The sequence below is a fragment of the Citrobacter sp. Cpo069 genome, from assembly GCF_030332785.1.
GTDB lineage: Bacteria > Pseudomonadota > Gammaproteobacteria > Enterobacterales > Enterobacteriaceae > Citrobacter > Citrobacter portucalensis.
The window spans coordinates 44,711-63,088 of record NZ_JAOWHD010000039.1 but is presented as its reverse complement, the minus strand read 5'-3'; the positions used below and the strand labels follow the sequence as shown (position 1 = coordinate 63,088).

The following is an 18,378-nucleotide window of genomic DNA, read 5'->3' as shown; positions in this document are numbered from 1 at the left end:
AAAGCCGGGTTCGAGCCCGGCTATCGTTATTGTTTATTGCGTGATGAAATTTTATTCAAACAAATTATGGTGCAGCTTCTGTACCACCTGTTCGGCTTCAGTACCGGGCACCAGGAAGCACAGGTTATGGCTGGACGCGCCGTAGCAAATCATGCGGATGTTGAATGGCTCCAGTACGCCGAACACCTCTTTACCCACGCCACAGGCTTTGGACAGGTCGTTACCAATCAGCGCCACCAGCGCCAGGCCTTCTTCCACTTCAACCCGACACAGGGCAGACAGTTCCATCAGCAGGGACTGTGTTAACAGTGTATCGCCGGTGGAGGTCGAACCGGTGGTATCCAGCGTCAGCGCCACGCTGACTTCGGATGTGGTAATTAAATCGACCGAAATGTTATGGCGTGCGAGGATGCCGAACACTTCCGCCAAAAAGCCGCGAGAGTGCAGCATATTCAGGCTATGCAGCGTTAGCAGCGTTTGCTTACGGCGCAGTGCCAGCGCCCGGAACAGCGGTGGATTCGCGGTTTTATTGCATACCAGCGTACCGCCTGCTTTTGGATCCTTACTGGAGCCAACAAACACCGGGATATCGCTACGTACGGCAGGTAACAACGTTGCCGGGTGTAGCACTTTCGCGCCAAAGGTCGCCATTTCTGCGGCCTCTTCAAAGGCGATTTCATCAATACGCTGCGCCGCCGGAACAACGCGCGGATCGGTCGTGTAAATGCCAGGAACATCGGTCCAGATATCGACGCGCGTGGCGTGCAGCGCTTCGGCCAGCAGGGCAGCCGTATAATCGCTCCCGCCGCGCCCCAACGTGGTGGTGCGGCCTTTACCTTCACTGCCGATAAAGCCCTGAGTAATCACCAGACCTTCGCTCAGACGCGGGGCCAACTGGAGCGTTGCCAGTTCGGCCAGCGCCGCGACGTCAGGTTCTGCGCGGCCAAAACGATCGTTGGTGCGCATCACTTTACGTACGTCAAACCACTGCGCCTGCACGTTGCGCTCACGCAGGATCTCGACGAACAGCAGGGTAGACATCAGTTCGCCGTGGCTGACCAGTTCGTCGGTCAGCGCAGTTGAGGTCGCCAGTGACGCCGCTTCAGCCAGCGTGGTGATGTTTTCCAGCAGACGGTCGATCTCTTCACGGATCACGTTTGGATAACGCAGGCGTTCCAGAATATTGAACTGAATTTGACGAATGGCATCGAGTTTTTCGAAGCGCGCGGTTGGCTCCAGCCCTTCAGCCAGTGCGACCAGCAGGTTGGTGATTCCCGCAGAAGCGGAAAGTACCACTACACGGACGTTAGCATCAGAAAGTACTACATCAGCGCTGCGATTCATGGCATCAAAATCCGCCACGCTGGTACCGCCAAACTTGGAGACAACTACATCAGTCATAACTACCTCGTGTCAGGGAATGAATAGAGCGACCATGGCACATAAGGCAGAACAGAAACCGGTGCAGGCGCAAATGCAAATACCGTATTTATAAATAAAATGTGTAGCTTGCACTGTCAACGCTGGGATTATGCGGATTTTTCATGCTGCAACTGCGTTGAGTAACGGTACTAATAACAACGCTGATAACCGCTATACTTTTTAGCCACGTTTGGCGGATGCCCTGGCAATGGCATTAAAACAATCACACTTTTCTGTGACTGGCGTTACAATCGATCTCAGTCACAATTCTCAAAATCAGAAGAGTATTGCTAATGAAAAACATCAATCCAACGCAGACCTCAGCCTGGCAGGCACTACAAAAACACTTTGAAGAAATGAAAGACGTTACTATCGCGGATCTTTTCGCGAAAGATAGCGATCGTTTCACTAAGTTTTCCGCGACGTTTGACGATTTGATGCTGGTGGATTTCTCCAAAAACCGCATCACTGAAGAGACGCTGGCTAAACTGCAGGATCTGGCGAAAGAAACCGATTTGGCGGGCGCCATCAAGTCCATGTTCTCCGGTGAGAAAATCAACCGCACTGAAGATCGTGCCGTGCTGCACGTGGCGCTACGCAACCGTAGCAATACGCCTATCATCGTTGACGGCAAAGATGTCATGCCGGAAGTGAATGCTGTGCTGGAGAAGATGAAATCCTTCTCTGAAGCGATCATCTCCGGAAGCTGGAAAGGCTATACCGGTAAAGCCATCACTGATGTAGTAAACATCGGTATCGGCGGTTCTGACCTCGGCCCGTTCATGGTGACCGAAGCGCTGCGTCCGTACAAAAATCACCTGAACATGCACTTTGTGTCTAACGTCGATGGTACGCACATTGCTGAAGTGCTGAAGAAAGTGAACCCGGAAACCACGCTGTTCCTGGTCGCTTCCAAAACCTTCACCACCCAGGAAACCATGACCAACGCCCACAGCGCGCGAGACTGGTTCCTGGCGACCGCAGGCGACAACAAGCACGTTGCCAAACACTTCGCAGCGCTCTCCACTAACGGTAAAGCGGTTGGCGAGTTTGGTATTGATACTGCCAATATGTTCGAGTTCTGGGACTGGGTTGGCGGTCGTTACTCCCTGTGGTCTGCAATCGGTCTGTCCATCATCCTGTCCGTAGGCTTCGACAACTTTGTTGAGCTGCTCTCCGGCGCGCATGCGATGGACAAACACTTCTCCACCACTCCGGCTGAGAAAAACCTGCCGGTGCTGCTGGCGCTGATCGGTATCTGGTACAACAACTTCTTCGGTGCCGAAACCGAAGCAATTCTGCCGTATGACCAGTATATGCACCGTTTCGCGGCCTACTTCCAACAGGGCAACATGGAATCCAACGGTAAATACGTTGACCGTAACGGCAATGCGGTGGATTACCAGACTGGCCCAATCATCTGGGGTGAGCCGGGTACTAACGGCCAGCATGCGTTCTACCAGCTGATCCACCAGGGCACCAAAATGGTTCCATGCGATTTCATCGCGCCGGCCATCACCCACAACCCGCTGTCGGATCACCATCCGAAACTGCTGTCTAACTTCTTCGCGCAAACCGAAGCACTGGCATTCGGTAAATCTCGTGAAGTGGTTGAGCAGGAATACCGCGACCAGGGTAAAGATCCGGCAACGTTGGACCACGTTGTGCCGTTCAAAGTGTTCGAAGGTAACCGCCCAACGAACTCCATCCTGCTGCGCGAAATCACGCCGTTCAGCCTGGGTGCGCTGATTGCACTGTACGAACACAAAATCTTCACTCAGGGCGCTATCCTGAACATCTTCACCTTTGACCAGTGGGGCGTTGAGCTGGGCAAACAGCTGGCGAACCGCATTCTGCCAGAGCTGAAAGATGGTTCCGAAGTGAGCAGCCACGACAGTTCTACCAACGGTTTGATTAACCGTTATAAGTCCTGGCGTGCTTGATAGCACACACTTGTAGGCCGGATAAGGCGTTTAGCCGCATCCGGCATTAATGAAATAAAAAGCCGATATTAATATCGGCTTTTTTATAAGAATGCTCCAGGATATCTACGTTCTAACTTCATACCTTAATTGAGCTTAATCCTAAAATAATTTTCTTAATGTTATTCAATTTCTGATGTTTTCGGATTTACCGGATATTGCATTTTAATTTTTATATTTTAATTTATTGATTTAATTGTTTTTGTTGTATTTTTTTAATCATTTTTCCTTTCGTTATCTAATTATCCTAAATTCCCGCGTGGCGTAATTTGCACACTTTGGCTTGTGTATACTCGATCTCGCCCGAAATTCTTTTGGGTAAATCTCCATTCATACAATGAAGGGAATTTGTGATGAAAAAAGTTCTGTATGGCCTGTGGGCTATATCTGCGCTTGCGGCGACTTCTGTCTATGCCGCCCCCGTTCAGGTGGGTGAGGCGGCAGGGTCGGCTGCCGCGTCGGTTTCGGCAGGAAGTTCCTCCGCAACCAGCGTGAGCACCGTAAGTTCTGCAGTGGGGGTCGCCCTGGCGGCGACCGGTGGCGGCGATGGTTCTAATACCGGAACAACAACCACCACAACCACCAGTACCCAGTAATAAAGGTACGTTTAATTCTAACCACACTTCGGTGTGGTTATTTTGAATTGCCAAAAGTATGTGGGATTTGTAGGCCGGATAAGCGTTGCGCCACCCGGCAATAATGCGGAGAAACGTCGTGAAGCGACCAGCGCTCATAATGGTTTGCCTGTTACTGCAGGCGTGCTCAGCCACCACCGAAGGGTTGGGGCATTCGCTGTGGGATAGCGTGTTTGGTACTCCCGGCGTACAGATGACGGACGATGAAATCCAAAATATGCCCTACGCCAGCCAGTATATGCAGCTAAACGGCGGCCCCCAACTGTTTGTGGTACTCGCGTTTGCGGAAAACGGACAGCAGAAATGGGTGACTCAGGATCGGGCTATTCTCGTCACGCAGCATGGGCGCATTGTGAAAACGCATCTCGGCGGGGACAACCTAATTGAGGTGAATAATCTGGCGGCAGACCCACTCATCAAACCCAATCAGATAGTCGATGGCGCCACGTGGACCCGCACAATGGGCTGGACTGAACATCAGCAGGTACGCTATGCCACCGCGCGATCGGTTTTCAAATGGGATGGCGCAGACACCATCAAGGTCGGCAGCGATGACACGCCGGTACGGATCCTCGATGAAGAGATAACGACCGATCAAACGCGCTGGCATAACCGCTACTGGATAGACAGTGAAGGGCAGATTCGCCAGTCGGAACAGTATCTAGGCGCGCATTACTTCCCGGTGAAAACCACGCTGATTAAGGCGGCAAAATCATGATCAAACGAGTCGTTATGGCGCTGCTGTTGAGCCTGAGCGCAGCGTCTGTTTTTGCTGCGGGCAGCGTTAAGGTCTTTACCTCCGCCAGCGAAGAGCCAAAAACGCTGACCGGGGCCGAACATCTGCTCGACCTGGTTGGACAGCCGCGGTTGAGCAATAGCTGGTGGCCAGGCGCGGTTATCAGCGAAGAGCGGGCAACGGCGGCGGCAGAACGCCAACAGCAGGCATTACTGGCTCGCCTGGCGACGCTGGGCGCTGAAGAAAGCGGTGACGATGCTGCCGCTATCAACACATTACGCCAGCAGATTCAGGCGTTGAAGGTGACTGGCAGGCAGATGATTAATCTTGACCCGGATGTTGTGCGCGTCAGCGAGCGAGGCAACCCGCCGTTGCAGGGCAATTACACGCTGTGGGTCGGAGCACAGCCAACGCATATCACGCTGTTTGGCCTGCTAAGCCATCCGGGTAAACAACCGTTTATGCCCGGGCGCGATGTTGCCAGTTATCTCGATGGGCAAAGTCGGCTCAGCGGCGCGGATCGTAGCTTCGCCTGGGTTATCTATCCTGACGGGCGCACGCAAAAAGTACCGGTCGCTTACTGGAACAAACGTCACGTTGAGCCGATGCCCGGCAGCATCATTTATGTCGGACTCTCTGATGCTGTCTGGAGCAGCACCTCGGATGAAATTAATGCCGACATTCTTCGCACCCTGACCCAGCGGATACCCGAATAATGAGAAAAACTTACCTGCTCAGCTTACTGGCGCTGGGCGTAAGCGTTGCCTGCCACGGTGAAACCTGGCCCGCGCCCATTGGACCTTCGCAGTCCGATTTTGGCGGCGTGGGGCTGCTGCAAACCCCAACCGCACGCATGGCACGTGAGGGCGAAATGAGCCTCAATTACCGCGATAACGATCAGTACCGCTACTACTCTGCGTCGGTGCAGCTCTTCCCGTGGTTGGAAACCACGCTGCGCTACACCGATGTGCGTACCAAAAAATACAGTAGCGTGGAGTCGTTTTCTGGCGATCAGACTTACAAGGATAAAGCTTTTGATCTCAAACTACGGCTGTGGGAAGAGAGCTACTGGATGCCGCAGGTGGCGGTTGGCGCGCGAGATATTGGCGGAACTGGCCTGTTCGATGCGGAGTATATTGTGGCGAATAAAGCCTGGGGGCCGTTTGATTTCTCGCTTGGCCTGGGCTGGGGATATCTCGGGACCAGCGGTAACGTCAGCAATCCGTTTTGCTCATACAGCGATAAATTCTGCTATCGCGATAACAGCTACAAGCAGGCCGGTTCTATTGACGGCAGCCAGATGTTCCACGGCCCGGCATCGCTGTTTGGCGGCGTCGAGTATCAGACGCCCTGGCAGCCGTTGCGTCTGAAACTGGAGTATGAGGGAAACAATTACCAGCAGGATTTTGCGGGCAATCTGGATCAGAAGAGCAAGTTTAACGTCGGCGCTATTTATCGCGTCACCGATTGGGCCGACGTTAACCTCAGCTATGAGCGCGGGAACACCTTTATGTTTGGGGTCACGCTGCGGACAAACTTCAACGATCTGCGGCCAAACTATAACGACAACGCCCGCCCGAAATATCAGCCACAGCCGCAGGATGCCATCCTGCAACACTCGGTGGTGGCGAATCAGCTAACGCTGCTGAAATATAACGCCGGACTGGCCGATCCTAAAATTCAGGTGCAGGGCGATACGCTGTATGTGACCGGTGAACAGGTGAAATACCGTGATTCGCGCGAAGGGATCGAACGTGCCAACCGGATCGCGATGAACGATCTTCCCGATGGGATCCGCACGATCCGTATTACGGAAAATCGTCTTAACTTGCCGCAGGTGACGACCGAAACGGAGGTTTCCAGCCTCAAGCGTCATCTGGAAGGCGAACCGTTGGGCCATGAAACCCAGCTGGCGCAAAAACGCGTTGAGCCCGTGGTGCCGAAAACGACCGAGCAGGGCTGGTATATCGATAAGTCACGCTTCGATTTCCACATCGATCCGGTGCTTAACCAGTCGGTGGGCGGCCCGGAAAACTTCTATATGTATCAGTTGGGCGTGATGGGAACGGCGGATTGGTGGGTTACCGATCACCTGCTGACCACCGGGAGTTTGTTCGCCAACCTCGCCAATAACTATGACAAATTTAACTACACCAACCCGCCGCAGGATTCGCATTTGCCACGAGTGCGTACCCATGTGCGCGAGTATGTGCAAAACGATGTCTACGTGAATAACCTACAGGCCAACTACTTCCAGTCACTCGGAAACGGGTTCTACGGACAGGTTTACGGTGGCTATCTGGAAACCATGTACGGCGGAGCGGGGGCAGAAGTGCTGTATCGTCCGCTGGACAGCAACTGGGCGTTTGGTGTTGATGCCAACTACGTGAAACAGCGTGACTGGCGTAGCGCGCAGGACATGATGAAATTCACCGACTACAGCGTGAAGACCGGGCATTTGACGGCGTACTGGAATCCGTCATTCGCTCAGGATGTACTGGTGAAAGCCAGCGTGGGTCAGTATCTGGCGGGAGATAAGGGCGGAACGCTGGAAGTGGCGAAGCGCTTTGACAGTGGCGTTGTGGTAGGCGGCTATGCGACCATCACCGACGCCTCGCCGGATGAGTACGGAGAGGGTGATTTTACCAAAGGGGTGTACGTATCCGTGCCGCTGGATCTGTTCTCGTCAGGCCCGACCCGCAGCCGTGCGGCGATTGGCTGGACGCCGTTAACGCGTGATGGCGGCCAGCAGCTTGGACGTAAGTTTGGTCTGTACGACATGACCAGCGACAGAAGTGAGAACTTCCGGTAATCGAGCCGTTTGCCAGCCGGATGGCGCTACGCTTATCCGGCCTACAAACTGCCTGTACTGAAGGCCGGATAAGGCATTTGCGCCGTCAGCAGGCAAGTTACAGGCGACGCAATAATTTTGCCGGGTTTCCTGCATACACGCCTTTCTCGGTGATCGATTTGGTCACCACGCTCCCCGCACCGATGACCGCGCCATCGCAGATTGTGACCGCCAGAATGGTCGCTCCACTGCCGATTGAGACATCGTTGCCAATCGAAATTCTTCCCCAACTGTTGCGGTCGGCGTTGGGTTTTCCTTCACGAAACATATCGTTGGCGAACATCACGCCATGACCGATAAAACAGCGGGCGCCCAGGGTGACATATTCGCAGATGAAGCTGTGCGACTGAATTTTGCTGCCTGCGCCAATTTGCGTATTACCCTGGATTTCAACAAATGGCCCGACAAAAACGTTGTCACCCAATGTGCAATTGTAGAGATTTGCGGGTTCATAAATTACCACGTTCTCACCGCAGGTAACGTTGCGGACAGCGGATTGTCTTAGCTGCATACTTCATCCTGTGAAATGTGTCGTGACATTCATCATTCCCCGCTGACCTTTCTTGCACAAAACATAAACAAAAAATGTAGATCTCTGTCACATTTTTGCGTTATACATGAACCTCGCCACTGAGTAAGAGGTGCTGTTATGACGTCGCTATCTCGTCCGCGAGTGGAGTTTATCTCCACCATCTTACAGACCGTGTTGAATCTGGGACTGCTGAGTCTGGGCCTGATCCTGGTTGTATTCCTCGGGAAAGAAACGCTGCATCTGGCGGATGTGCTGTTCGCGCCGGAACAAACCAGCAAGTATGAGCTGGTGGAAGGGCTGGTGGTTTACTTCCTCTATTTTGAATTTATCGCGCTGATTGTGAAGTACTTTCAGTCGGGGTTTCACTTTCCGTTGCGCTATTTTGTTTATATCGGGATCACCGCGATTGTGCGGTTGATCATTGTCGATCATAAAGCACCGATGGATGTGCTGATCTATTCCGCGGCGATCCTGCTGCTGGTGATCACCCTGTGGCTGTGTAATTCAAAACGGCTGAAGCGAGAGTAAAAGACAACACGCCGCAATCGGGCTGCGGCGTGTTGCAGGTCAGGATTACTGCGCAGAGGCAGGCTGGGTTTTCTCTGCGGCGGGTTCCCACAGTTCTTCAAGTTCTTCCAGCGTTTTGCCTTTGGTTTCCGGTACAAACTTCCACATAAACAGCGCCGCCAGAATACCCATACAACCGTAAATCCAGTAGGAGAAACCGTTGTGGAAATGGGAAACCAGCCACGAATTTTTGTCCATCATCGGGAAGGTCCAGGAGACGAAATAGTTCGCCAGCCATTGTGCGGCCACCGCAATGGCGAGCGCTTTGCCGCGAATCGCATTGGGGAAGATTTCTGCCAGCAGTACCCAGCAAACCGGTCCCCAGGACATGGCGAATGCGGCGACGTAAAACAGCATCGACAGCAGTGCAACCAGCCCGGAAGCCTGGGTATAAAACGCGGTACCGAGGCTGAACATACCAATGGCCATGCCCAGAGCGCCAATAATCTGCAGCGGTTTGCGACCAAATTTATCCACCGTCATAATCGCCAGCACAGTAAAGCTCAGGTTGATCACGCCAACAATGATGGTCTGTAACAGCGCCACATCGGTGCTGGCTCCCAGCGTTTTAAACACCTCTGGGGCGTAGTAGAGCACGACGTTAATACCGACGAATTGCTGGAAGATAGACAGCATTACGCCGATGACGATAACGCCTGCGCCAAACATCAGCAGGCGACCACCAGTTTTACGACCATGGTCCAGAGACTGATTGATCTCCTGCATGGCCTGGGTGGCGAGGGTGCTGCCCATAATTTTGCGCAGAATACTTTCCGCCTGCTCGTGTCTGCCACGCGCCATCAGCCAGCGCGGGCTTTCTGGTACGGTGTACAGCAGCAGTAAAAACAGCAGGGCGGGAATACTTTCGGACGCAAACATATAGCGCCAGCCATCGGTATTCAACCAGTTAGCGTCGCCAGAACGGGCGATAAAATAGTTAACGCAATACACCAACAATTGACCAAAAATAATGGCGAATTGGTTAAATGACACCAGTTTTCCACGAATATGTGCGGGTGCCAGTTCAGCAATATACATTGGTGAGAGCATTGAGGCTAAACCTACGCCAATACCACCAATGATACGATAAATAACAAATTCGGGAACGTATCCGGCCAAATAAACAGGTACGGAATTATCAGGATTAATCGTCGTAAAGCCTAATTCCGGCCAGGCGGAACCAATACCGGAAATAAAGAACAGCAGAGCCGCGATTTTCAGCGAGTCCCGGCGGCCAAACCGGTTACTGCAATAGCCGCCCAGTGCACCGCCGATGATGCAGCCTATCAACGCACTGGCGACGCAAAAGCCCAACAGCGAGTTGGCGGCGGATTCACTTAAATGTTGTGGCGCGACAAACACGGTATTCAGGGATTCTACCGTTCCGGATATGACCGCAGTGTCGTAGCCGAATAATAGCCCTCCTAACGTTGCCACTAATGTAATCGAAAAAATATAACTGGAATTATATTGAGAGTTCATTCAGACCTGCCTTAGAGGATACAGCTCTTTTGATCAGTGCCGTGATGTTGAATTTAACAGGCAGGGAAGACAATTATCATTTTTTACATTGCAATTACGTTTTGTCTTTTCTGTGATCTTAATTCTGTTTAATTTATCTATATTCAGACAGGGAATAGAATTGCAGTGATGGAGAGCACGAAAGGAAATAATCGTAACAGTGATGCAAAATAACATAAAAAAAGGGCGCTCCGTAGAGCGCCGAATAACAGTCACAGGTTGGGATAACATAAGTTGAGGGTTGCAGTGGCATTGCCCGTTGCCGGGCAGGTACTTCGGTAAAACTTAACCTTTCACACCACCCGCGGTCAGACCGTTGACTAGCCAGCGCTGTGCCAGCAAGAACACCAGAGTGATCGGAATGGCTGAAAGTACAGCCGCGGCGGCAAAGTCGCCCCACAAATAGTTCTGTGGGTTGAGGTACTGCTGCATACCTACCGCAAGGGTATAGCTGTTCACATCACGCAGCAGCAGTGACGCGACCGGTACTTCGGTAATAGCGGCAATGAAAGACAGAATAAACACGACCGCCAGAATCGGAACGGAAAGCGGCAGCAGCACCAGGCGGAATGCCTGCCACGGCGTAGCGCCATCCAGCGCGGCCGCTTCTTCCAGTGAACCGTCGATAGTTTCGAAATAGCCCTTAATCGTCCATACATGCAGCGCAATACCGCCGAGGTAGGCGAAGATCACGCCGCCGTGCGTGTTCAGGCCGATAAACGGAATGTACTGGCCCAGGCGATCAAACAAAGCATACAACGCGACCAGAGACAGCACCGCCGGGAACATCTGGAAAATCAGCATCCCTTTCAGCAGGGTTGCTTTGCCCGGGAAACGCATACGGGCAAAGGCGTAAGCACAGGTAGTGGAAAGCGTCACGATACCGATCGCGGTAATGCTGGCCACTTTCACCGAGTTCCACAGCCATAACAGTACCGGGAACGGCGGTGGCGTCACACGGCCATCCGCGTGTTCAACGCTAAAGCCCAGCGCCAGTTTCCAGTGTTCCCAGGAGATGTTTTCCGGGATCAGGCTGCCGGTGGCAAAGTTACCTTCGCGCAGCGAGATAGCGATAACCATCAGCAGCGGGAACATGATCGCCGCGATAAAAATCAGCAGCCCTAAGTGCGTTGCGAATAAACGTAACTTTTGTGATTTCGGTTGGACCATAGCCATTGTCGTTATCTCCCTTAATCAAACTTCATACGTGTGGCTTTCAGGTTCACAATCGCCAGCGCACCAACCAGCAGGAAGATCAGCGTGGCAATCGCCGCCGCCAGACCGAAGTCCTGACCACCGCCGCCTTCAAAGGCGATACGGTAGGTGTAGCTTACGAGCAGGTCGGTATAACCGGCTGGTGTGGTGGTACCAAGACGGTCCGGACCACCGTTGGTCAACAACTGAATCAGCACGAAGTTGTTAAAGTTAAAGGCGAAGCTGGCGATCATCAGCGGCGTCAGCGGCTTAATCAACAGCGGTAGCGTTATCTTAAAGAAGTTCTGGAACGGACCTGCGCCATCCATCGCCGAGGCTTCATACAGGTCGTCAGGAATCGCTTTCAGCAGACCCATGCACAGGATCATCATGTATGGATAACCGAGCCAGGTGTTGACGATAATAATCATCGAACGCGCGGTGGTTGGGTCGCTGAACCAGGCCGGTTTGATGCCAAACAGCGCGCTCAGCATCATGTTGATTTCACCAAAGCTCTGGTTGAATAAGCCCTTGAAAATCAGAATCGAGATAAACGACGGTACGGCATACGGAAGAATCAGCAGGACGCGGTAAATCGCTTTGCCTTTGAGAGACTCCCACTGTACGAGACAGGCCAGCACCATGCCCACGGCAACGGTCAAAATAACGGTCAGTACCGAGAAGACCACCGTCCAGACGAAGATGGCGAAGAACGGTTTCTGGATGCCCTCGTCGGTAAATACGCGGGTGAAGTTATCCCAGCCGATGGCTACGGTGTAGCCCGGGCTGAGTTTTTCGCTACCCCAGCTACCGTCAGCGTTAATCGCCTGATAATAACCAATATCGTTGTTGGCGCGGTATTTTACGCCGCTCTGGCTGTTGGTGAGCGTACCGTCTTCAGCGAGCGTATAGAGTGGCTGCGTGCCGGAAAACTGGCGCAGCGAACTCATGGTAACTTTGCTTTCATCCGGCAGGATGGCGGTCAATTGGGTAAGCGCCTGGCGATTCTGCGTGATGATACGCAGCGTTGCACGTTCGCCTGCCGGCAGCGCCTCGGCTTCTTTCAGTTGCAGTTTCTGCTCGCCGCCAAATTTAAAGGCGTCAGAAAGGTAATTCTTGCCGGTTTCACCGTCGGTGAGGGCCAGTTGCCACTCATCACCCGCCGGATACAGGCCAAAGTTGTAGGTTTTCCCAGCCTGATACGAACGATCCATCAGGACTTCCTGAGCACGTTCAAATGTCAGCTGGTTGGTACTGCTGTAGTTGGTAAAGGCAATGGCGATCGTACAAATCAGTGGAAACAGGACAAACAGCCCCATACCGGCAACGCCCGGGTAAACATAGCGCCAGGCATAGGCTTTACGGTTAGCGAAAATATACAGGCCAGCAGAGCTTAAAATCAGCGTCATGATGGCAAACAGGTACTCCCCCTGAGCGTACATCAAAACAACAAGGTAACCGACCAGCAGCCCAAGCAGACCCATCACTGACCATTTCAGCGTGTCGCTTTGCCACCAGTGTTTCTTTTTAATGACATCCATGGGGTTCAATCCTCAACAACAATGAAAACCTGTTGGTCAGCGTGCCTGATGACGCTGCGCTTATCAGGCCTACAGGGTATGTAGGCCTGATAAGGCATTTATGCCGCCATCCGGCACGTTCACAACTGCATTACTTGGTGATACGACCCTGCGCGTCTTTCAGTGCGGCATCGACGGTCTGACGGCCGCTGGCTGCGTTGATCACTGCGGTACGAACGGCATACCAGAATGCGGACATCTGTGGGATGTTCGGCATGATTTCGCCTTTCTGGGCGTTATCCATGGTGGCGGCGATACGTGGGTCTTTCGCTAACTGATCCTGGAAGGATTTCAGCGCAACGGCGCCCAGCGGTTTGTCCTTGTTCACTTCATCCAGACCCTGATTGGTCAGCAGGTAGTTTTCGAGGAACTCTTTCGCCAGTTCTTTGTTCGGGCTGGCGGCGTTGATACCGGCGCTCAGAACGCCAACAAACGGTTTAGACGCTTTGCCTTTGAAGGTTGGCAGCAGCGTGACGCCGTAGTTGATTTTGCTCTTATCGATGTTGGACCACGCCCACGGACCGTTGATGGTCATCGCGGTATCGCCTTTGTTAAAGGCCGCTTCGGCGATGGAGTAATCGGTATCCGCGTTCATGTGTTTGTTCTTGATCAGATCAACCAGGAAGGTCAGACCCGCTTTCGCGCCAGCGTTATCCACGCCAACATCTTTCACATCGTACTTACCGTTCTCAAACTTGAACGCGTAACCGCCGTCGGCGGCAATCAGCGGCCAGGTGAAGTACGGTTCTTGCAGGTTGAACATCAGCGCGGATTTACCTTTCGCCTTCAGCTCTTTATCCAGTGCAGGAATTTCTTCCCAGGTTTTCGGTGGATTTGGAACGAGGTCTTTGTTGTAAATCAGCGACAGCGCTTCAACCGCGATCGGGTAGGCAATCAGTTTGCCGTTATAGCGTACGGCATCCCAGGTGAACGGATAGAGCTTGTCCTGGAACGCTTTGTCAGGCGTGATTTCAGCCAGCAGGCCAGACTGAGCGTAGCCGCCAAAACGGTCATGTGCCCAGAAGATGATGTCCGGGCCGTCGCCGGTCGCGGCAACCTGCGGGAATTTCTCTTCCAGTTTGTCAGGGTGCTCAATAGTGACTTTGATCCCGGTGTCTTTCTCGAATTTTTTGCCCACTTCAGCGAGGCCGTTATAGCCTTTGTCGCCGTTAATCCAGATAACCAGCTTACCTTCTTCAATCTTGGCGAGAGCCGAGGCGGAAAACATCATCGTCGTTAATGCAGACAATGCGAGGATGCGTGCGCCAGTTTTGATTTTCATAGTTCCCATCCTGTTTGGTGATTTTGCAGAGGTGGCTTAACGGTTACTAGTTTCTTTATACGACAACCTCTTTCCATCCTCCTTACCCCTACGCCCCACCCGCTCTTTATGTGATCTGTGTTACATAAATGTGAGTATTGCGTACTGGCGCACATAAAAACCCACCGATTTTTGCAGGCTGCATCACGAAATTCCTCTGAGGCTGGTGGCCCGGGTCTCAGACGCTGCTCTCTCATCCTCCCGCCTCCTCCCCCATAAAAAAGCCGGGGGGTGGAGGATTCACGCAGTCAAGGGATCGCGCATAGTCAGCCCATCATGAATGTTGCTGTCGATGACAGGTTGTAACGAAGGGAGAAGGGCATGGCGAGCGTACAGCTACGAAATGTAACGAAAGCCTGGGGTGACGTGGTGGTATCGAAAGATATCAATCTCGACATTCACGAAGGGGAGTTCGTGGTGTTTGTCGGACCGTCAGGCTGCGGTAAGTCGACCTTGCTGCGTATGATCGCCGGACTTGAAACCATCACCAGTGGTGACCTGTTTATCGGGGAGACCCGGATGAACGACATTCCGCCCGCCGAACGCGGTGTGGGCATGGTCTTTCAGTCCTACGCGTTGTATCCCCATTTGTCTGTCGCGGAGAACATGTCGTTCGGCCTCAAACTGGCCGGGGCGAAAAAAGAGGTGATGAACCAGCGCGTGAATCAGGTTGCGGAAGTTCTGCAACTGGCGCACCTGCTGGAGCGTAAACCGAAAGCGCTTTCCGGCGGACAACGTCAGCGTGTGGCGATTGGCCGTACGCTGGTCGCCGAACCGCGCGTATTCCTGCTGGACGAACCACTGTCGAACCTCGACGCTGCTCTGCGCGTGCAGATGCGTATTGAAATATCCCGCCTGCATAAACGTCTCGGCCGCACGATGATTTACGTCACCCACGATCAGGTCGAAGCGATGACGCTGGCCGACAAAATTGTGGTGCTGGATGCCGGTCGCGTCGCGCAGGTTGGTAAGCCTCTGGAACTGTATCACTACCCGGCTGACCGCTTTGTCGCGGGCTTTATCGGTTCGCCAAAAATGAACTTCCTGCCGGTGAAAGTTACCGCAACGGCGATTGATCAGGTGCAGGTTGAATTACCAAACCGCCAGCAAGTCTGGCTCCCGGTAGACAGCCATGCGGTACAGGTTGGCGCCAACATGTCTTTAGGTATCCGCCCGGAACATCTGCTGCCCAGCGATATCGCCGATGTCACCCTCGAAGGTGAAGTGCAGGTGGTCGAGCAGCTTGGTCACGAAACACAAATTCATATCCAGATCCCCGCCATCCGTCAAAACCTGGTTTACCGCCAGAACGACGTGGTGTTGGTAGAAGAGGGTGCCACATTCGCTATCGGCCTGCCGCCAGAGCGTTGCCATCTGTTCCGTGAGGATGGCACTGCATGTCGTCGGTTGCACCAGGAGCCAGGCGTTTAAGGTCCCCATAAAAAAACGAAACGCAAAACCATTCGCAGTTTTAGAAGGTGGCAGCGTTTAAAGAAAAGCAATGATCTCAGGAGATAGAACGATGATTACTCTGCGCAAACTTCCTCTGGCGGTTGCTGTGGCAGCAGGCATTATGTCTGTTCAGGCAATGGCTGTGGATTTCCATGGTTATGCTCGTTCCGGTATCGGCTGGACGGGTAGTGGCGGCGAACAACAATGTTTCCAGGCAACAGGTGCACAAAGTAAATACCGTCTCGGTAACGAATGTGAAACCTACGCTGAAATTAAATTAGGCCAGGAAGTGTGGAAAGAAGGCGATAAGAGCTTCTACTTCGACACCAACGTCGCCTACTCCGTAGCACAGCAGAATGACTGGGAAGGGACTGACCCAGCCTTCCGTGAAGCCAACGTGCAGGGTAAAAACCTAATTGAATGGCTGCCAGGCTCCACTATCTGGGCCGGTAAGCGCTTCTATCAGCGTCATGACGTCCACATGATCGACTTCTATTACTGGGATATTTCAGGTCCTGGTGCTGGTATTGAAAACATCGATCTGGGCTTCGGTAAACTATCTCTGGCAGCAACCCGTTCTCAGGAAGCGGGCGGTTCATACGCGTTCAGCAGCCAGAATATCTATGACCGTACCAAAGACACCGCGAACGATGTATTTGACGTTCGTTTAGCGCAGATGGCTACTAACCCGGATGGTATGTTGGAGCTGGGCGTCGACTACGGTCGTGCTAACACCACCGACGACTACAGCCTGGCAGACGGCGCATCTAAAGACGGTTGGATGTTCACCGCTGAACATACCCAGAGCATGCTGAAGGGCTACAACAAGTTTGTGGTTCAGTACGCGACAGATTCTATGACCACTCAGGGCAAAGGCCTGTCTCAAGGTTCCTACGGCTCATCTAGCATTACTATTGATGGCGTGAACTATGCCAACAATGTTGTGAATAACAACGGTAGCCTGGTGCGCGTACTTGACCACGGTGCTATCTCTCTGGGCGACAAGTGGGACCTGATGTACGTCGGTATGTATCAGAATATCGATATGGATAACGACCTGGGGACCGAATGGTACACCGTCGGTATTCGTCCGATGTACAAATGGACGCCGATCATGAGCACCCTGATGGAAGTCGGCTACGACAACGTCAAATCTCAACAGACTGGCGATCGCAACAGCCAATACAAAATCACCCTGGCGCAACAGTGGCAGGCAGGCGACAGCATCTGGTCTCGTCCGGCAATCCGCGTCTTTGCAACCTATGCAAAATGGGATGAAGAGTGGGGCTACGTTAAAAATGGTAACAACGTATCTAAATACGCAGCTGCAACAAACTCTGGTATCAGCACCACCAGCCGTGGCGACAGCGATGAGTGGTCCTTCGGTGCTCAGATGGAAATCTGGTGGTAATTCAGCACTAACCTGACGTAAAGACCGAAAGAGGGGCGTAAGCCCCTCTTGATTACGGTTTAGCGCGCTATTGCCTGGCCACCGCTGAACCCATGCTATCTGAGGTGATAACAATGAAAATGAAGAAAAGTCTCGTTGCCCTTTGTTTATCTGCAGGGTTATTTGCCAGTGCGCCTGGCATCAGCCTGGCCGATGTAAATATTGTTCCGCAGAACACCACCGCGGCCCCAACAATCCCCACTGCTGCGCTGCAACAGTTAACCTGGACGCCGGTTGATCAATCTAAAACTCAGTCCACACAGCTTGCCAATGCAGGTCAGCGTTTAGATGTTGCTGGTATTACTGGCCCTGTAGCGGCCTATAGCGTACCGGCGAACATTGGCGAACTGACCCTGACGCTGTCCAGTGAAGTCAACAAACAAACCAGCGTATTTGCGCCAAACGTCTTAATTCTTGACCAAAACATGACGCCATCTGCGTTCTTCCCCAGCAGCTATTTCACCTACCAGGAGCCCGGCGTGATGAGTGCCGATCGTCTGGAAGGCGTAATGCGTCTGACGCCAGCGCTGGGCCAGCAAAAACTGTATGTTCTGGTCTTTACCACAGATAAAGATCTCCAGCAGACCACGACCCTGCTCGACCCGGCAAAAGCCTATGCCAAGGGGGTAGGTAACGCTGTTCCTGATATCCCTGACCCGATCGCGCGTCATACCACCGATGGTCTGCTGAAACTGAAAGTTAAAACCAGCTCCTCCTCCAGCGTGCTGGTCGGGCCGCTGTTTGGTTCTTCCGGCCCTGGCCCTGTTACGGTTGGTAATACCGCCGCGCCTGCAGTGGCTTACGCGGCTCCGGCGGCAGCCGTTGCTGCTCCGGCACCACAACCCGTGAAGAAAAGCGAGCCAATGCTGAACGACACGGAAAGCTATTTTAATCAGGCGATTAAGGATGCCGTGGCGAAAGGCGATGTTGATAAAGCGCTGAAGCTGCTTGATGAAGCGGAACGTCTGGGATCCAAATCTGCCCGATCCACCTTTATCAGCAGTGTAAAAGGCAAGGGGTAAACATCTCCCCACATTGTTGATTTTGCAACAACTGGTGCGTCTCCTGGCGCACCTTTTTTTATCCTTCGGTGCTAATTGTTACACTTATGTTGCCCTACCGATCACTTAATCGT

General features: G+C 52.9%; 15 protein-coding genes. 9 read left to right on the top strand and 6 right to left on the bottom strand.

Features of this window, described 5'->3' with window-relative positions; translation table 11 throughout:
• Positions 1–51: 51 nt before the first annotated feature.
• Entirely contained in the window at positions 52–1,401 is a 1,350-nt protein-coding gene (gene lysC, locus OGY08_RS03930; RefSeq protein WP_032942084.1) for a lysine-sensitive aspartokinase 3, read from the bottom strand.
• 314 nt (positions 1,402–1,715) lie between these two features.
• On the opposite strand from lysC, the gene pgi reads away from it, so the two are divergent.
• From pgi to OGY08_RS03905, 5 genes are all read left to right on the top strand, one after another.
• A complete protein-coding gene (pgi, locus tag OGY08_RS03925) occupies positions 1,716–3,365 on the top strand; it encodes a glucose-6-phosphate isomerase (protein ID WP_003826559.1) in 1,650 nt (549 codons plus the stop codon).
• A gap of 392 nt (positions 3,366–3,757) precedes the next feature.
• A complete protein-coding gene (yjbE, locus tag OGY08_RS03920; protein WP_003826562.1) occupies positions 3,758–4,000 on the top strand; it encodes an exopolysaccharide production protein YjbE in 243 nt (80 codons plus the stop codon).
• Between the two features lie 118 nt (positions 4,001–4,118).
• Positions 4,119–4,757: a YjbF family lipoprotein gene (locus OGY08_RS03915; RefSeq protein ID WP_057068678.1), complete on the top strand. Its 639-nt coding sequence runs from the start codon at positions 4,119–4,121 to the stop codon at positions 4,755–4,757.
• A complete protein-coding gene (locus OGY08_RS03910; protein ID WP_125363343.1) occupies positions 4,754–5,491 on the top strand; it encodes a capsule biosynthesis GfcC family protein in 738 nt (245 codons plus the stop codon). Before OGY08_RS03915 ends, OGY08_RS03910 begins: the two co-directional genes overlap by 4 nt.
• Complete coding sequence (locus OGY08_RS03905) at positions 5,491–7,587, top strand: YjbH domain-containing protein (protein WP_125363342.1); 2,097 nt, start codon at positions 5,491–5,493, stop codon at positions 7,585–7,587. Before OGY08_RS03910 ends, OGY08_RS03905 begins: the two co-directional genes overlap by 1 nt.
• Positions 7,588–7,684: 97 nt before the next feature.
• Here the strand turns inward: OGY08_RS03905 and OGY08_RS03900 are convergent, their stop codons facing one another.
• Positions 7,685–8,137: an acyltransferase gene (locus OGY08_RS03900; RefSeq protein ID WP_057068684.1), complete on the bottom strand. Its 453-nt coding sequence runs from the start codon at positions 8,135–8,137 to the stop codon at positions 7,685–7,687.
• Positions 8,138–8,275: 138 nt separating this feature from the next.
• Between OGY08_RS03900 and psiE the strand changes: the two genes are divergently transcribed.
• Positions 8,276–8,686 (top strand): phosphate-starvation-inducible protein PsiE, encoded by a 411-nt coding sequence (gene psiE, locus OGY08_RS03895; protein WP_003031674.1) that lies wholly within the window; start codon positions 8,276–8,278, stop codon positions 8,684–8,686.
• Positions 8,687–8,731: 45 nt separating this feature from the next.
• On the opposite strand, the gene xylE is transcribed toward psiE, so the two are convergent.
• The 4 genes from xylE to malE all read right to left on the bottom strand — a co-directional run bounded on the left by xylE (position 8,732) and on the right by malE (position 14,302).
• Positions 8,732–10,207 carry a D-xylose transporter XylE gene (xylE, locus tag OGY08_RS03890; RefSeq protein ID WP_219013498.1) on the bottom strand — a complete coding sequence of 492 codons (1,476 nt, stop codon included), beginning with the start codon at positions 10,205–10,207 and terminating at the stop codon, positions 8,732–8,734.
• 324 nt (positions 10,208–10,531) lie between these two features.
• The gene (gene malG / locus OGY08_RS03885; protein ID WP_003826575.1) at positions 10,532–11,422 is read right to left on the bottom strand and encodes a maltose ABC transporter permease MalG; all 891 of its coding nucleotides are present in this window, start codon (positions 11,420–11,422) and stop codon (positions 10,532–10,534) included.
• A 14-nt stretch (positions 11,423–11,436) separates the two neighbouring features.
• Positions 11,437–12,981 (bottom strand): maltose ABC transporter permease MalF, encoded by a 1,545-nt coding sequence (gene malF / locus OGY08_RS03880; protein ID WP_003826577.1) that lies wholly within the window; start codon positions 12,979–12,981, stop codon positions 11,437–11,439.
• 130 nt (positions 12,982–13,111) lie between these two features.
• Positions 13,112–14,302 carry a maltose/maltodextrin ABC transporter substrate-binding protein MalE gene (gene malE / locus OGY08_RS03875; protein WP_125363340.1) on the bottom strand — a complete coding sequence of 397 codons (1,191 nt, stop codon included), beginning with the start codon at positions 14,300–14,302 and terminating at the stop codon, positions 13,112–13,114.
• Between the two features lie 360 nt (positions 14,303–14,662).
• Here malE and malK point away from each other — a divergent pair, with 360 nt between their 5' ends.
• From malK to malM, 3 genes are all read left to right on the top strand, one after another.
• The gene (malK, locus tag OGY08_RS03870; protein ID WP_008786916.1) at positions 14,663–15,772 is read left to right on the top strand and encodes a maltose/maltodextrin ABC transporter ATP-binding protein MalK; all 1,110 of its coding nucleotides are present in this window, start codon (positions 14,663–14,665) and stop codon (positions 15,770–15,772) included.
• Positions 15,773–15,863: 91 nt separating this feature from the next.
• Positions 15,864–17,204, top strand: coding sequence for a maltoporin (locus OGY08_RS03865; RefSeq protein ID WP_020996090.1), 1,341 nt, complete (start codon positions 15,864–15,866; stop codon positions 17,202–17,204).
• Positions 17,205–17,317: 113 nt separating this feature from the next.
• Positions 17,318–18,265, top strand: a complete 948-nt coding sequence (gene malM / locus OGY08_RS03860) for a maltose operon protein MalM (RefSeq protein WP_008786918.1) — start codon at positions 17,318–17,320, stop codon at positions 18,263–18,265.
• Positions 18,266–18,378 lie beyond the last annotated feature (113 nt).

Bases quoted from the DNA above. Each gene is read 5' to 3' on its own strand.
- lysC (WP_032942084.1), bottom strand. From the start codon at position 1,401: ATGACTGATGTAGTTGTCTCCAAGTTTGGCGGTACCAGCGTGGCGGAT.
- pgi (WP_003826559.1), top strand. From the start codon at position 1,716: ATGAAAAACATCAATCCAACGCAGACCTCAGCCTGGCAGGCACTACAA.
- yjbE (WP_003826562.1), top strand. From the start codon at position 3,758: ATGAAAAAAGTTCTGTATGGCCTGTGGGCTATATCTGCGCTTGCGGCG.
- OGY08_RS03910 (WP_125363343.1), top strand. From the start codon at position 4,754: ATGATCAAACGAGTCGTTATGGCGCTGCTGTTGAGCCTGAGCGCAGCG.
- OGY08_RS03905 (WP_125363342.1), top strand. From the start codon at position 5,491: ATGAGAAAAACTTACCTGCTCAGCTTACTGGCGCTGGGCGTAAGCGTT.
- OGY08_RS03900 (WP_057068684.1), bottom strand. From the start codon at position 8,137: ATGCAGCTAAGACAATCCGCTGTCCGCAACGTTACCTGCGGTGAGAAC.
- psiE (WP_003031674.1), top strand. From the start codon at position 8,276: ATGACGTCGCTATCTCGTCCGCGAGTGGAGTTTATCTCCACCATCTTA.
- xylE (WP_219013498.1), bottom strand. From the start codon at position 10,207: ATGAACTCTCAATATAATTCCAGTTATATTTTTTCGATTACATTAGTG.
- malG (WP_003826575.1), bottom strand. From the start codon at position 11,422: ATGGCTATGGTCCAACCGAAATCACAAAAGTTACGTTTATTCGCAACG.
- malF (WP_003826577.1), bottom strand. From the start codon at position 12,981: ATGGATGTCATTAAAAAGAAACACTGGTGGCAAAGCGACACGCTGAAA.
- malE (WP_125363340.1), bottom strand. From the start codon at position 14,302: ATGAAAATCAAAACTGGCGCACGCATCCTCGCATTGTCTGCATTAACG.
- malK (WP_008786916.1), top strand. From the start codon at position 14,663: ATGGCGAGCGTACAGCTACGAAATGTAACGAAAGCCTGGGGTGACGTG.
- OGY08_RS03865 (WP_020996090.1), top strand. From the start codon at position 15,864: ATGATTACTCTGCGCAAACTTCCTCTGGCGGTTGCTGTGGCAGCAGGC.
- malM (WP_008786918.1), top strand. From the start codon at position 17,318: ATGAAAATGAAGAAAAGTCTCGTTGCCCTTTGTTTATCTGCAGGGTTA.